Genomic DNA, 13506 nt, shown 5'->3' on the forward strand with positions numbered 1-13506 from the left:
CTGGAGGTCGCTAGGTTGCAGTGTGAGAGATATCACTGGAGCTATTTATAAGGAGACTTCCATTCCCCTGAAACGGGATCGTATACAGATGCAATGGTGTTGTCTGAGTATGAGTAACTTGGATATAGTGGGTTTTGGGGGGCCTGTTGTTGCGCAGGTTGCTGTTGTTGTAGTTGCCCGGGTGGTCGGCGTTGGCGAAATGCAGCATGTCGCGGTGCAATTGAAGGAGGTTGCACTCGGTGTCTCATTGGACCACCAGCTTGGGGGCGTGGGTCTTGCATAGGCGATGGAGAGCTACTAGGTTGAGCAGGTGACTCATTTGAACTAACGTATTGAGCTAGCCCCCCAGCTATCCATCCTGCCCTTTGTATTGGGGGTGAAGACTGAGGTGGAGATGGTGCAATGAATGGATTACCTCTGCCGGATGTTGAAGGCCTAGGTCGAGAAGGAGGGTTAGCAAGGTCAGGGAAAAACTCTGCAATATCAAAGTCATCGTAATCTTCTGGGGTTGGTGAAGTTGGTCTAGGTGGAATGGGAGACGGAGGCGGTATATGCAAATGAGAATAACTAGGTTGAGAACCTCTTTGCGTTGGTGGGATATGACCGAAGCCCAATCGTGGATCTCTGGTAATGAGGCCTTCAATTAGAGGATTTTCCCAGCCAGGAGGTAGAACTTGAGTAATACAATTTGCAATATGCCGATCATCCATCGAATTAACCAGTCGCTCGACCTGCGTAGAGGGAAAGTCAGATGTATCTGGTTGATTGCTTATTGATAAATAGGATTGAGAGCTTTGGGCATGCACGGATTGTTTATGCATTTTTAAGTTGCTATTTTGAGCAAAACTTTTTCCACAATCATTACAGTGAAAAGGACGTAATTTTTCATGTACACATTTTTTATGTCGTGTTAAGACGCTATTCTGAGTAAAGCCTTTTCCACATTCGGTACAGTGAAAAGGTCTTTTTCCTGTATGGGTTCGTCTATGCGCTTCTAAATGAAATGGTGTATTAAACGTACTCGAACACCCGGGCCAGCCGCAAGAATATCGTCCAGACATAACCACCTCCAACAATGAACATCTTTACAACTACACATAAACCCATCTTCACCCAATAACAAGCGAATAATATTTAACAATTAGTTAACTTCTGAAACTAAACCCAATATTTCTCTACCCATTCCCTGAATGGCTACAGAAATAACTCATGCTGCCACCCGTACCCAACGCATGGTCATCCTACTCGGTTTAATGAAGAAGGGTGGATTAATGCTACAGATGTAGCGGTTAAGTTTGAGAAAGAAGTAACTAACTGGTTGTATTTATTAGATACATTGGAATATCTAGTAGCACTAAGCAATAAGGTTTATGGTAAAACCTGCACTATGCAGGAAATAAGTTAAATCTACATGGCTTCACCCAAAACTTGCTATCCGCTTTGCCCGCTGGTTATCTGTTGACTTAGAAATCTGGTGTGATGAACAAGTAGACGCCTTGATCCGTGGCACCCCGTCATTGTTTGGCATGATCACCTCCAAGTGGGTGTATCAGGTTGTGCTGCCTGACTCAGTTTATGCTGAGGCAAGAGAAGCTGCTAAAGGCAGCGGGGACAAGATCTACCAATACCTGAAACCGGAAGCCCGGGAACTGGTCACAGAACAACTGAAAGCGGTCACTATATTGGTCAACGGCTGAAGACTTTGAGGCACGTGGCGTTCAGTCATTTGGCAAGCAGGGTGAACAAGGTTGCTTAATCCTGCCGGTAGAACGGGAATTCAGTTATTCAGCGGTCGGACATTAGTTCTTTTGCGTCGGGTTATCGCCGTCTGTCGGTATTAGCTATGACATGCCTCCTTGCCATCGAGCGTACCGACAGAATCAAAAATAACCTATGCCCTCGTGTAGCTACCACGGGTTATTATCAGCAACACCCGCTGTAGGCTGGATAATTGATTATCGAGGGCTAAAATGAAAGTAGAAAAATTGGTCATCATTGCCTAGGCATAAGATCTCGCCTTCTTTTTTATCTTTTACTTTGATATCAGCAACCAGTTCAGTTGCGACATATTGGCTGCCTACATAATCAGAAAAAACATTTTCTTGTATGCTGTCATTATCAACGCTTGCTTGTCTCAGTATCGATAGCGCACCCTCCGCCTGTACTTTCCTCATTTCTTTAATCCCATAATCCAAGCACCGCTTAGCATAATTATTTTCATGCTCAGTGACAGCTATTGCTTGTGGTGCAATTAGTATTGATGACAAGAGTAATAGGGGAGTGATTGGTCTCATGAAAATTGTTCCGTATGTAATTTTGACAAATAAAATAGTTATGTTAGCAGTATTTAAATAAAGGGGAAAACAATGATGATAATCCACCTTAATGATAACACCATTCAGTTAAGGAATTACCTGCTTAGATCAATTGATTGATCCTCAGGTTAATTCAAAATACCCTCATCACTATTAGGTCATGAGGGTATTTTTTTTGCTTAATCATTGGTTTGGCGGAAACCGTGGAGCTGGCGAAAAATGTAATACAAACAGGGTAATATGGGTTAGGCGGCATTGCGCCAATAGCTAGCGATAATGATTTAAATGCCAAACGGCTGCCAACATCATTTTATCGTATGGGAGGTGGAACTGGTGGGCGGGATGGGGAGCAGGTATTTTGCTGCGGTATGATAAAAATATTGTATTTCATATTTGGCTGAGTGCGCAACGCACGGAACTACAGTTTGTTATGCAAATAGGTGATACCACTCGAGGTGGAACATAAACTTGGCATCGGTCATTATCAAATATCCGGCGTGCTGGGCTATAACGCTGACGGGGCATGGAGTGTACATGGTGGTATCTCGTCGCCGAAGAACAAGCGGATAAAAGACATTATCGATGGTGAAAAGGTCTACTATGCCGATGCTGAACCTTGTGATATCCCCGAAGGCTGCCGATTAGATGTCTGTGTTCAGATGCAGGAAGATGTGGAATTTGAGGCAGAAGGGGGCAGAGGTTGCCGCTGATATTGACCAGATTGAATAGGTGGCGTAAGGGAATGGTTAACCCGCAGAAGTTGCGGGTTATATTGTTGGGGTATTAAGCAGCTCTGACTATGTAATTGAATGCGATGTTGCGCGGGCGGACACGGAATGTTGCCAGCCTTGCGCCTTCACCTTCTTTTGTTAACGCAGTAGCTAAATATTCATCTGATTCTTTGTACACTGGTTCATCAAAATCTTTAGGGCGGATATCTGTTCCTTCAGCTCCTTCTATCCCTTCTGTTTTATATGCACTCATTGGTGGTGAGATAAATACTCCTGTCTCTTCACCTTTATATTTATAGGTATAAACTGACGGTAGCATGGTTGCTTCTTGTTTAGATAGTAATGCACGATTAGGATCAATTTCCCCTTCTCTATCCCAGCCGCGAATAAATTCACCACGTAAATCAGGTAGCACGCCAGAGGGATAGGCAAGTGCAAGTTTTGGGTGCCTTGCTTTATCAAATGATTCACCATTGCATATCAGCCAGCCTTCAGGTGGATTTTCTGTAGGCCAAGGAACAGGAACACCAACAGGTAGGGCTAAGTTTGCATTATTGGCATTCTGATTCGCTGTATCCGCCAAATCATATGCTGCTTTCACGGCTTTAGATGTTGCGACGGTTATTTCACTGTCACTATCTGTCTCATTACTCAGTGTGACAAATCCCGGTTCTGTCTGAGTTGCATATGGATGATTACGGCTTTGGGCGTGCTCATCAATTGCTTCTTTGATTGAATCTTTAACATATAGTGGTGTGGGTACTATTACAACGTTATCTTCTAATGCTTTTGATTCAGGCTTATTATCTTGCATATTCATTCCCTCATTTAATCAACAATACACATTGCTAAGTAACATGAAGGCGGTGAGATACTACTCCGCCTGTGAACATCAATGAAATTGGTTCATCAATACTGGAGAGTACGGCTTAATTAATATTTGATAGGTAGCATGTTTTGATGGCAGGATGACATAAAATAACAGAGGGTGAATTAATAAATTTTATATTACCGCTGATAAAATTTAATTTTAGTTGGATGATAAATATCCTCCTTTTCATTCCTGAATTACCCACTTGTCCTAATCCTCACACAACCCCAATCAATTTATTCAACTATCCACACTCGTTAATATATTCGGGCTGTCCAGCAATTAATAATTAAACAAGGAAATAGTATGTCTGACGTTATTAAGCCTGAATGTGAATGTCCGTTCGATCCAAAACAATATCAGTGTGATTGCTTTATTGCCCCAGTGGGTTCTTTCTCTTGGGCGTTGATTCAATTAAAACTCCGCAAGCGTGTTGCCCGTTCTGCCTGGGGTGACAAAGGAATGCATCTGGCGATTACACCACGTGTGAGTAACTTAATCGTAGAAGAAGGCAGTGCTTACGCGGTTGATGGTGTAGCCGTTGGGACTCAGTACGATTATCTGACTCACATCGATCTGCGCAATGAACACGGTAACTTCGTACCGTGGCAACCGACACAGGAAGATATGATGGCTTGTGATTGGAAGTTTGTGGAAGGGAAGAAAGAAGAGCCTGTGAAGCCAGAGCCTAAGCCGGAACCTATTCCAGAGCCAACACCTAAACCAGAACCAATACCTGATCCAAAACCAGAATTTGAATTGAATGATAGTATGTTTGTATTTGATCTTACTTTAGGCGTCGGACGTTATAGAGGTAGTCAGGGGAGCTCTGATGACTGGGGATATCTTGTCGATGATAGATACCTAAGTACAGGAAACGAAGCCGCTTTTGGTATCGTAAATGTAATTCAAAATAAGAAAGCTATTGAAAAAATAGACATTTTTTACTGGGGTGAAAATAATAAATCTAAATCATCCGGTATTAACTTATTAATAAATTCTCATGAAAATGATGAGAGTTATCAACAAATGCAAGATCTATTCAAAAACAAATCTCTTTATATAACAGTGGATAATATAACTTATAATTTGGGTATGAGCTCACCTAAAAGCGTTCACAGCAAATATTATTGGGGAGATTGGTATGAAAATAATGCTGAGGTAGAAAAATTAGGTGAAGTATTGAAAAAAACAGGCGAAACCAAGCGCTTCTACTTCAACTGGCGTTAACCACGATTTGTATTCCCAACTTAGGCCACGCAGTGCGTGGCCTTCCCCTAACCCCTTGATATTCCTAATCTCTGTCCCTGTGACAGAAATAAGTAAAATCAACGACTTAGATAACGGTGGGATTTCTTACCTATGCTATAGTGAGTATGTTTTCTGTTTGTACATAGATGTGTACATTTGTGGATTTTATGGGATGTATTTTTTTGTAATTATTTGTTTTTATTTAAATAAATAATGGGAGCATTTATTCAAAAAAGTTGGCACATTTCTCATTTTGGACAAAGTTTTAATAAATAAATCATCGGTCATTTCAAAGTCTTTTACAGCCTGGATTATTTCTTGCGCTGGTATCTTTATCGATTCTGATTCATGGATTTCATGAAAATGAAAGCAAGGGAGAAAAGGCGTTGGGTGTTTCCATGTCTTATATTCTTTACTATTGACTATTCCTAAAAATGTCACTGCTTATCTCCTATATTGTAATAAAGATGTGAGTTTTTGTTTTTCATAGAGTTACTGATAATGTAAGTCAAAGTGCAATTGGTTTATCTTTGATATTGTTTCTACCTGTTACTTTTACCCTTGTCTGTTATCAGTAATTGATACTGACATAACGACTCTGTCCATATCATATTAAGAATTGACCGTTTAATGATAAATAAATATGAAGAATGGGCTATTTTATTTAAAATGTAAAGGGCTTAATGCTCAATGTAAGAAAGGTGAGTAATATGTCAATTTTAGCCATTATTAAAGGTACTCCTATTTGGGTTTGGATTTTATTTGTTTTTCTGATTAAACGGGGTATCAATGCGTTATATGACAGGGAAATGCGTATTGATCGGCTGTTTTTTATGCCGGTTTTGTTTTTAATATGGGCAATTTACAGTGTATTAAATGAAACGACATTTCCAAATTCGGCATTCCTGGCGCTTATTGTCGGTATTATTGTGGGAGGGGGTATCGGATGGGGCTTATGGCGTAGTCAACCAAGATTAAGAAAAGGTAATGAAGATGGCTCAATCATTCGTTCAGGAACGCCTTTGAATTTGGGTCTGATTCTTACTGTTTTTATAGTGAAGTTTATTATTTCTGCTATGATGAGTATTAATTCTAATTTGTTATATTCTTTCAATTTTAATTTACTTTTTGGTTTTATTTGTGGGTTATCGGATGGCGTTTTTTGGGGAGGAACGCTTAATTTATTTATTCACTATGTAAATAATAAAAAGGAATAAGGTGAAACTATTTTAAATAGCGTTTCAAAATGATAGGAGCACTCCTTACCCCGCGCACCGCGCGGGGTAAGTAACTCCAACATCTGATACTCTCAGTATTATGAAAACCTATTTAATAGATAGTCATACCCATATGATCGAATAAGGAGAAACAAATGTCAGTATATTCGTTTGATAAGGAAATGGTTGCGGTTGAGATTAGCCAGCTAGGAGAGCCTGATGTTTTAACACTGATAAAAATGCCTATTCCTGAACTTAGCGCAGGGGAAATATTGGTTAAAGTGGCAGCCGCAGGTGTTAATCGCCCCGATGTGGCACAGCGACGTGGATATTATCCTCCACCAGCGGGTGCTTCTGAAATTCCAGGTTTGGAAGTTTCAGGTACAGTTGTTGCTGTTGATCCAGCTGTAACGCGCTATGCTGTTGGTGATCAGGTATGTGCATTAATTGCAGGGGGAGGGTATGCTGAATATTGCAAAGTACATGAGAGTAACGCATTGCCAATCCCTAAAGGTTATAGTTTGTTGGAAGCTGCGGCATTACCAGAAACATTTTTTACGGTATGGGTGAATCTATTTCAACGTGGCAAGTTGAAAGCAGGTGAAACGGTTTTAGTCCACGGCGGCACTTCGGGTATTGGCACTGTTGCCACTTTACTGGCAAAAACATTTGGTGCTTATGTGATTACCACCGTAGGTTCTGAAGAGAAACGTCAAGCCAGTTTGGCGTTAGGCGCTGATATTTCCATCAATTATAAAACGGAAGACTTTGTCGAACTCACTTTTCAGGCGACTAATGGCCGTGGTGCAGATGTGATTGTTGATCTTATTGCTGGTGATTATGTAGCAAAAAATTTTCAGGCGGCAGCTACAGAGGGCAGAATTATTCAAGTTGGTGTGCAGCATGGAAAGGCGAAAGCGCTTAATTTGATGCCATTGCTGCAAAAACGTCTCACAATCACAGGTTCTACACTGCGTTCTCGTAGTGTTGAAGATAAAGCCAGTATTGCTCATGATCTATGTGAGAAAGTTTGGCCTTTATTAGGGCAAGGGAAAATTAAGCCAAAGATTTTTAAAACGTTCCCACTCAGCCAGGCATCAAAGGCTCACGCACTGATGGAAAGCAGTGAACATATTGGGAAAATTATGCTGGTGGTATAGGCGATTTTATTGGGTATTTGGGATGGAAAAACAGCCTGAATATCAATTCAGGCTGTTTTATAGAAAATGGCGGTGAGGGAGGGATTCGAACCCTCGATACGTTTTCACGTATACACACTTTCCAGGCGTGCTCCTTCAGCCTCTCGGACACCTCACCGAATTTTGTTTTGTTGCATTCAATAAGAATACACTATTGTAATCGCATTACTAATAAACCTAACCATTTATGGTTAAATAGTCAGGCATTAAAAAAGCCTGACCATTCTGTTCAGGCTCTTTCGTAGAATATGGCGGTGAGGGAGGGATTCGAACCCTCGATACGTTTTCACGTATACACACTTTCCAGGCGTGCTCCTTCAGCCTCTCGGACACCTCACCATATTTTCTATTGCAGTGATTTCTCTTGAGTTCATCGCTGCAACGGGGCGCTACTATAGGGAAAAGCAGGGCAGGCGTCAACAGGCTGATGACGATTTTTTCAGGCTTTTTGACCGATTAGACAAATAAAAAACAATTTGTGTGGCGGATAGCCAATTACGGGAATAAAGGTGCTTTTTTTGTTGCAACAGGTCATGGCAAATTTGTTAACCAGATAACATTATCATTATTTTCATTCCTGTCTTCCCCATTGGAGGCTTGCAACCTTTCAGCAATAAGTTAACCCTATTAGAAAAACAAAAAGGAATGAGATTTTATGAACATCATTTTCTTTCACTCTTCCCCTAATTTTAATGGCGATGAATGGATTCAGGGAATACAAGCTAGATTACCTGAAGCTAACGTCCGGCAATGGATTAGTGGTGATAATGCCCCTGCTGACTATGCATTAGTTTGGTTACCTCCCTATGAAATGTTAGCTAACCGTCAGGATATCAAAGGAATATTTTCACTTGGGGCTGGAGTGGATGCTATCCTTCAGCAAGAATTAGCCAATCCAGGGACATTACCTAAAGGGATCCCGCTAATACGCCTTGAAGATACGGGCATGGCACAGCAAATGCAGGAATATACGGTTTCCTCAGTTTTATACTATTTTCGCCGCATGGATGAATATAAACAATATCAAGAACAGCGTCTTTGGAACCCAATGCCTGCCCATAATCGAGACGAGTTTGTCATTGGTGTCTTGGGGGCGGGCGTTTTGGGGCGTAGTGTTATTGAAAAATTGAAAGAATTTGATTTCAATGTTCGCAGCTGGAGCCGAACACCAAAACAAATTGATCATGTCGAGAGTTTTTATGGGAAAGGGCAACTGGACAATTTTCTTTCTGAATGTAAGGTATTGATTAATATTCTGCCGGATACGCCAGAAACGCGTGGTCTCTTAAATCTTGCACTATTCAGGCAGTTAAAATCTGGCTCATATGTGATTAATATTGCACGAGGCGCCCAATTGGTAGAGCAAGATTTGTTGACAGCCATTGATAAAGGTTATGTGGCGGGCGCGACCCTGGATGTATTTGCTGAAGAACCGCTATCAAATTTTCACCCTTTCTGGACTCACCCACGCATTAATATTACCCCACATATTGCGGCTAAGACTATTCCTGATGAAGCTATGGATATGATTTGTGACAATATTCGACGAATGGAAAAAGGTGAATCACCCATTGGCCTCGTTGATGTGACCCTTGGTTATTAACAAGTCGCTTTACAGCAAGGCAGACGATTAGGACAATAACAGATATTTATTATTTAGATAAGTTATTGGAGGTGAATTAAACCATGAACGAATTTTCTATTGTCTGCCGTATATTGGGAACATTGTTTAACCGAGCACCACAAGATCCTGTTTTGCAACCGGTAATCACCCTGATTGCTGAAGGAAAATTGAAACCATTGTGGCCTTTGGAGCAGGATGAGTTATTGGATAGGTTGCAGAAAAGCAGTGAATTATCGGTAATTGAAGCCGATTATCATGCCTTATTTACTGGAGAATCTGCGAGCGTTGCAGTCTGCCGCTCTGATTATACTGATAAAGATGAAAGTGAAGTACGCCAGTTTTTGGTGGAGCGAGGTATGCCTTTGACTGATATTCCTGCTGATCAATTTGGTTCCTTATTGTTGGCGGCATCATGGTTGGAAGATCAGGCCGCAGAGGATGAAATCCAGGCCCAGATTAAGTTATTTGATGAATATTTGTTGCCTTGGTGTGGACAATTTCTTGGTAAAGTTGAAGCCCATGCGACCAGTGGCTTTTATCGGACGTTGGCGATGATGACTCGAGAGGCATTGCAAGCGTTACGTGAAGAGCTGGAAGTGGAGTGACGACACACTTATAGATAAGCCAAGCGGTAAACGCATTAAACTTCAAGTTGCAATTTACAACACGATTTCTCCCCCGCTTCGCGGGGAGAAATCACACGCATCTTGAAGTTAGATGGGTATATAAGTAAGAACAGGTTGTTAAATAACCTGATCTTACTATTTTATCGATAATAGAAATTATTTATCAACCAAATCAATAATCAATTTACCGGGTTGAATTTTTAATCCTTTGGCTAATTTTAAAGCAGCGGCTTCAGCCTTGCTTTTTTCTGGATTTAAGACATAAACCGGATGATCATCAAAAAACTCACTTAAAGATACATTTAAATAAGGGAGCAACGTTTTAATTGGCGTGGCGACTTTTTCTGGTGTGGTTTGGTAGTCTACGATTTCCAACCCGTTAATGAAAATAGCCCCTTTTTCCGCATCAAATATCGGTTTAGCCCTAATAGTCAGTTTCATATCAGCATGAACCGTTCCCAGTAAGGTCACTAATTGAACTTTTGCCAGAGTTGATAATTCAATTTTTTCTGGATCTTGGCGGCCGATCTGACTGGATAAATCTCCCAGTGTGATATTGGCTTTGGTAGCGGCGGGCAGGCTAATTTGTTTTTGATAATGAACTCTTTTTAATAAATAATCATTCAGCAAGCCTTCGTTAATACTGACTTCCTTGAATTGATCACAGCCGCTGATTAACCCTGCCAGTAGCAAGATTGCTCCTAAGAAAAATCTTCTCATTGTTGTCTCCTTTTGTTTTCAATGAGCAGATCTTACACTAATTAATCCTTAATTTGCTCATCGTATGATTAATGCTTGTTAATAATGATAGGTTCAATTTTCTTCCGGTTGAACTGGTGATGCAGGGCATAAATGGTCACTAAACCCACCAATCCCAGCAGGAGCCACGGTAATTGCGGTATATTTAAGGCATGGCCTGTATCATAAAGCCACCCGCCACCGGTATAGCCCAACGCGCCTCCTAATGCCAGCCCCAGTCGGCTGAATCCCATGTAACTGCCGCGTGCCCGTGGATCAGCCAGTGAAGCACTCAGGGTTTCACGTGCCGGCTCTGCTATTACCAGGCCCAGATAGAACAGACAAATCAGGCCAAAGATGAGATGCAATTGATTGACCCAACCGATTGGAAACATGCAAAGACTCATTAAAAACAAGCCAGCCATTAGGCGTTGCTCCTGCCGAAAATATTTCTCACTCCAGCGGGCGATGGGGTAGAGCAGTGTCAGGGAGATGACAGCTTCAATGGCATACATCCACTTAACGGCGGTAGCTGTACCGGAAATTTCATGGATTATAATAGGAAACATCAACATAACTTGTACTGACAGGATAAAATAACCAGCTAATGTCAGTACGTAGTAAAAGAATCGACGATCTTTGATCACACGTCTCAGACCTTCCTTAATGGGGGTGCGAATTGTTGAGATACGGTATGCCGGCAGAAACCAAGCGTTAAATAGCGCGGCTAATACAAAGATTGTTGCGCCAATCCAGCAGACAATATTGAAATTATATTGCAGCAACCAGCTTCCTATCAGTGCACCCATGACGGCACCTGCACTATCTTGCATCAATAAAAGCGAATAGAAACGGTTACGTTCATGAGGACGGGTTAATTTTATGACTAATGCCGCCCTTGGCGGATCGAACAATGTCCCGCCCAATCCAGATAAAATGCAGGAAAGGAGTAATATCCAGGGTTCAAACGCCACGGCCATCAAGGCAAAACCCACAGCCCGTAGCAACATACCTGTGACAATCATGGGCTTGGCACCGAACTTATCCGCTATAGCACCACCAAAGATACCTAACCCTTGTTGTACCAGTTGGCGCAAACCGAGTGCCAAACCGACAATAACGGCAGCCCAGCCAAGTTGTTCGACGAAACGAATAGAAATTAAGGGAAAAACAACAAAAAATCCTAAAATAACGAGCAGATTATCAAATAAAAGAAAATATTTACCCAAGCTACGCGCTTGTGAAACTAATGACATTTTGCACCATTGGAATATGAAAAGATAAATGTGAATACTTTGTTATTTTGGACTTAATCTGAGTATTAAGGTAGAGGGATATAGATGATATTTTTTTATCGTCAGAGGGTGATTAAAAATGTCGTAAGCGCTAAATTACTTAATAAATTTTCCAGGGTAAATATCAGGAGAAAACATGTTTGGTTATCGTTCTGCATCTCCCAAGATTCGCTTTATTACAAATAGAATGGTTATTCGTGTGGTGTGTGAACGGGATACCTACAGATTGGCTGAATATTATGCAGAAAATAAAGATTTTCTTAAGCCATGGGAACCGACAAGAGATGGTAGTTTTTATCAGCCTTCGGGATGGACAAATAGGCTGAATTATATTGTGGAATTACAGCGGCAGGGATCGGCATTTAATTTTTTGTTATTAGATCCTAATGAAAATGAAGTGATGGGGATTGCTAACTTCACTAATGTTGTACGGGGGGCGTTTTATTCCTGTTACCTTGGTTATTCTTTGGGCGAGAAATGGCAAGGTCAAGGATTAATGTATGAAGCTTTGCAACCAACAATCCGTTATATGCAACGCCACCAAAAAATGCACCGAATTATGGCTAATTACATGCCACATAATCATCGCAGTGGAAATTTACTTAAGAAATTAGGTTTTGAACGGGAAGGTTATGCCAGGAACTATCTAATGATTGACGGCGTTTGGCAGGATCATGTGTTGACATCATTGATTGATGATTCTTGGGGGTTATAAATGTGTTGAAAAAATAGCAATGAATTCGGATATAGATAGTGGCCGTCTTGAGGGTTTTATTGCCAGGGCAGAGTCAATGGCATGCAGAAACGGTAGGGAGTATCCCGCTGGACGCAGTTTAACCAGCGGCTGATAATTATCTTCAAGATTGCGTACGATGCTGACCGGAGGGGGGTTACCTACAATCAAGGTATAGAGTACTGCCCCTAACGCATAGAGATCTGTCCAGGGGCCTTGTTGGTTTTCTTCATTGGCAGTGTATTGTTCAATGGGAGTAAAACCGGATCGGATGGTTATCTCTGTATCATCAGACAAGCGTGTTGTTGTCTGGCGGGTAGATCCTAAATCCAGCAATATCGGTGATTGATTCTCCTGGATCAAAATATTGTCCAGGGAAATATCACCATGTAAATAACTCCTTTGATGGAGAGTATCAAGAACATTTAACAAAGGAAACAGTATCTGACGAAGCCAATTTTCATTGATGAAATATGGATGTTTTATCCTCAATTGATTTAATGTCATCCCTTTGTAAAAGGAAGCAGCTATATATGCTGTGCAGTTTTGTTGCCAAAAACGTTGAAAGCGGGGAAGGCAGGGATGTTCGAAACAGGACATCAAATGGGCTTCACGGATAAAATCTTGTAATCCAGCATAAAATTGTTTTTCTAACTTTTTTCCTCGTAAGTTGAGTTTCATATCCTGGCGGCGTATAGCAAAAGAGTGGGGCGTATATTCTTTGATGGCAATAGATTGCTTGAGATGGTGATCCCAAACACGATAAACAATACTGCCCCTACTTTTGCCAATGACTTCTTCGATTTCAAATTCGTTAAGGCAGAACCCAATTGGAAGTGGGTAAATAAAACCAATGTTGTCATCGATATGTGTTTTCTGAAAATTTTGCAAATGGATAGCCTCTCG

General features: G+C 41.2%; 16 protein-coding genes and 2 tRNA genes. 10 read left to right on the forward strand and 8 right to left on the reverse strand.

Going from position 1 to position 13506, the window contains the following annotated elements; translation table 11 throughout:
- Nucleotides 1-22: 22 nt before the first annotated feature.
- The 3 genes from WDV75_RS09265 to WDV75_RS09275 all read left to right on the forward strand — a co-directional run bounded on the left by WDV75_RS09265 (nucleotide 23) and on the right by WDV75_RS09275 (nucleotide 1697).
- Nucleotides 23-283 carry a hypothetical protein gene (locus WDV75_RS09265; RefSeq protein ID WP_273572173.1) on the forward strand — a complete coding sequence of 87 codons (261 nt, stop codon included), beginning with the start codon at nucleotides 23-25 and terminating at the stop codon, nucleotides 281-283.
- A gap of 984 nt (nucleotides 284-1267) precedes the next feature.
- Complete coding sequence (locus tag WDV75_RS09270) at nucleotides 1268-1405, forward strand: hypothetical protein (RefSeq protein WP_273572176.1); 138 nt, start codon at nucleotides 1268-1270, stop codon at nucleotides 1403-1405.
- A 91-nt stretch (nucleotides 1406-1496) separates the two neighbouring features.
- Nucleotides 1497-1697 (forward strand): hypothetical protein, encoded by a 201-nt coding sequence (locus WDV75_RS09275; protein WP_273572172.1) that lies wholly within the window; start codon nucleotides 1497-1499, stop codon nucleotides 1695-1697.
- 258 nt (nucleotides 1698-1955) lie between these two features.
- Here the strand turns inward: WDV75_RS09275 and WDV75_RS09280 are convergent, their stop codons facing one another.
- On the reverse strand, nucleotides 1956-2294 hold the full coding sequence (locus tag WDV75_RS09280; RefSeq protein WP_273572171.1) for a hypothetical protein: 339 nt from the start codon (nucleotides 2292-2294) through the stop codon (nucleotides 1956-1958).
- Between the two features lie 476 nt (nucleotides 2295-2770).
- Here WDV75_RS09280 and WDV75_RS09285 point away from each other — a divergent pair, with 476 nt between their 5' ends.
- Nucleotides 2771-3025 carry a hypothetical protein gene (locus tag WDV75_RS09285; RefSeq protein ID WP_273572169.1) on the forward strand — a complete coding sequence of 85 codons (255 nt, stop codon included), beginning with the start codon at nucleotides 2771-2773 and terminating at the stop codon, nucleotides 3023-3025.
- A gap of 73 nt (nucleotides 3026-3098) precedes the next feature.
- Here the strand turns inward: WDV75_RS09285 and WDV75_RS09290 are convergent, their stop codons facing one another.
- Nucleotides 3099-3860: a phage tail protein gene (locus tag WDV75_RS09290; protein ID WP_273572167.1), complete on the reverse strand. Its 762-nt coding sequence runs from the start codon at nucleotides 3858-3860 to the stop codon at nucleotides 3099-3101.
- 363 nt (nucleotides 3861-4223) lie between these two features.
- Here WDV75_RS09290 and WDV75_RS09295 point away from each other — a divergent pair, with 363 nt between their 5' ends.
- A complete protein-coding gene (locus WDV75_RS09295) occupies nucleotides 4224-5147 on the forward strand; it encodes a DUF2829 domain-containing protein (RefSeq protein ID WP_273572165.1) in 924 nt (307 codons plus the stop codon).
- 219 nt (nucleotides 5148-5366) lie between these two features.
- On the opposite strand, the gene WDV75_RS09300 is transcribed toward WDV75_RS09295, so the two are convergent.
- Entirely contained in the window at nucleotides 5367-5609 is a 243-nt protein-coding gene (locus tag WDV75_RS09300; RefSeq protein WP_338861109.1) for a hypothetical protein, read from the reverse strand.
- A gap of 269 nt (nucleotides 5610-5878) precedes the next feature.
- On the opposite strand from WDV75_RS09300, the gene WDV75_RS09305 reads away from it, so the two are divergent.
- A complete protein-coding gene (locus WDV75_RS09305) occupies nucleotides 5879-6385 on the forward strand; it encodes a DUF6622 family protein (protein ID WP_189761351.1) in 507 nt (168 codons plus the stop codon).
- Nucleotides 6386-6540: 155 nt separating this feature from the next.
- Complete coding sequence (locus WDV75_RS09310) at nucleotides 6541-7545, forward strand: NAD(P)H-quinone oxidoreductase (RefSeq protein ID WP_273559080.1); 1005 nt, start codon at nucleotides 6541-6543, stop codon at nucleotides 7543-7545.
- 67 nt (nucleotides 7546-7612) lie between these two features.
- On the opposite strand, the gene WDV75_RS09315 is transcribed toward WDV75_RS09310, so the two are convergent.
- Both WDV75_RS09315 and WDV75_RS09320 read right to left on the reverse strand, forming a co-directional pair.
- Nucleotides 7613-7702, reverse strand: a tRNA-Ser gene (locus tag WDV75_RS09315).
- A 131-nt stretch (nucleotides 7703-7833) separates the two neighbouring features.
- Nucleotides 7834-7923, reverse strand: a tRNA-Ser gene (locus WDV75_RS09320).
- Between the two features lie 316 nt (nucleotides 7924-8239).
- On the opposite strand from WDV75_RS09320, the gene ghrA reads away from it, so the two are divergent.
- Nucleotides 8240-9187 carry a glyoxylate/hydroxypyruvate reductase GhrA gene (ghrA, locus tag WDV75_RS09325; RefSeq protein WP_273559078.1) on the forward strand — a complete coding sequence of 316 codons (948 nt, stop codon included), beginning with the start codon at nucleotides 8240-8242 and terminating at the stop codon, nucleotides 9185-9187.
- 83 nt (nucleotides 9188-9270) lie between these two features.
- The gene (locus WDV75_RS09330) at nucleotides 9271-9813 is read left to right on the forward strand and encodes a TorD/DmsD family molecular chaperone (RefSeq protein ID WP_273559076.1); all 543 of its coding nucleotides are present in this window, start codon (nucleotides 9271-9273) and stop codon (nucleotides 9811-9813) included.
- Between the two features lie 177 nt (nucleotides 9814-9990).
- Here WDV75_RS09330 and WDV75_RS09335 read toward each other — a convergent pair whose 3' ends face one another.
- Together WDV75_RS09335 and mdtH are read right to left on the reverse strand one after the other, a co-directional pair.
- Nucleotides 9991-10554: a lipoprotein gene (locus tag WDV75_RS09335; protein ID WP_273559074.1), complete on the reverse strand. Its 564-nt coding sequence runs from the start codon at nucleotides 10552-10554 to the stop codon at nucleotides 9991-9993.
- 68 nt (nucleotides 10555-10622) lie between these two features.
- Nucleotides 10623-11828 (reverse strand): multidrug efflux MFS transporter MdtH, encoded by a 1206-nt coding sequence (mdtH, locus tag WDV75_RS09340; protein ID WP_273559072.1) that lies wholly within the window; start codon nucleotides 11826-11828, stop codon nucleotides 10623-10625.
- A gap of 175 nt (nucleotides 11829-12003) precedes the next feature.
- Between mdtH and rimJ the strand changes: the two genes are divergently transcribed.
- Nucleotides 12004-12582, forward strand: coding sequence for a ribosomal protein S5-alanine N-acetyltransferase (rimJ, locus tag WDV75_RS09345; RefSeq protein WP_273559070.1), 579 nt, complete (start codon nucleotides 12004-12006; stop codon nucleotides 12580-12582).
- Here the strand turns inward: rimJ and WDV75_RS09350 are convergent.
- The gene (locus WDV75_RS09350; RefSeq protein ID WP_273559068.1) at nucleotides 12577-13491 is read right to left on the reverse strand and encodes a serine/threonine protein kinase; all 915 of its coding nucleotides are present in this window, start codon (nucleotides 13489-13491) and stop codon (nucleotides 12577-12579) included. The genes rimJ and WDV75_RS09350 overlap by 6 nt on opposite strands.
- Nucleotides 13492-13506 lie beyond the last annotated feature (15 nt).

The organism is Xenorhabdus griffiniae (assembly GCF_037265215.1).
GTDB classification, from domain to species: domain Bacteria; phylum Pseudomonadota; class Gammaproteobacteria; order Enterobacterales; family Enterobacteriaceae; genus Xenorhabdus; species Xenorhabdus griffiniae.

Coding starts and splice junctions, on each gene's coding strand:
- rimJ (WP_273559070.1), top strand. CDS start 12,004: ATGTTTGGTTATCGTTCTGCATCTCCCAAGATTCGCTTTATTACAAAT.
- WDV75_RS09295 (WP_273572165.1), top strand. CDS start 4,224: ATGTCTGACGTTATTAAGCCTGAATGTGAATGTCCGTTCGATCCAAAA.
- ghrA (WP_273559078.1), top strand. CDS start 8,240: ATGAACATCATTTTCTTTCACTCTTCCCCTAATTTTAATGGCGATGAA.
- WDV75_RS09310 (WP_273559080.1), top strand. CDS start 6,541: ATGTCAGTATATTCGTTTGATAAGGAAATGGTTGCGGTTGAGATTAGC.
- mdtH (WP_273559072.1), bottom strand. CDS start 11,828: ATGTCATTAGTTTCACAAGCGCGTAGCTTGGGTAAATATTTTCTTTTA.
- WDV75_RS09330 (WP_273559076.1), top strand. CDS start 9,271: ATGAACGAATTTTCTATTGTCTGCCGTATATTGGGAACATTGTTTAAC.
- WDV75_RS09305 (WP_189761351.1), top strand. CDS start 5,879: ATGTCAATTTTAGCCATTATTAAAGGTACTCCTATTTGGGTTTGGATT.
- WDV75_RS09280 (WP_273572171.1), bottom strand. CDS start 2,294: ATGAGACCAATCACTCCCCTATTACTCTTGTCATCAATACTAATTGCA.
- WDV75_RS09290 (WP_273572167.1), bottom strand. CDS start 3,860: ATGCAAGATAATAAGCCTGAATCAAAAGCATTAGAAGATAACGTTGTA.
- WDV75_RS09335 (WP_273559074.1), bottom strand. CDS start 10,554: ATGAGAAGATTTTTCTTAGGAGCAATCTTGCTACTGGCAGGGTTAATC.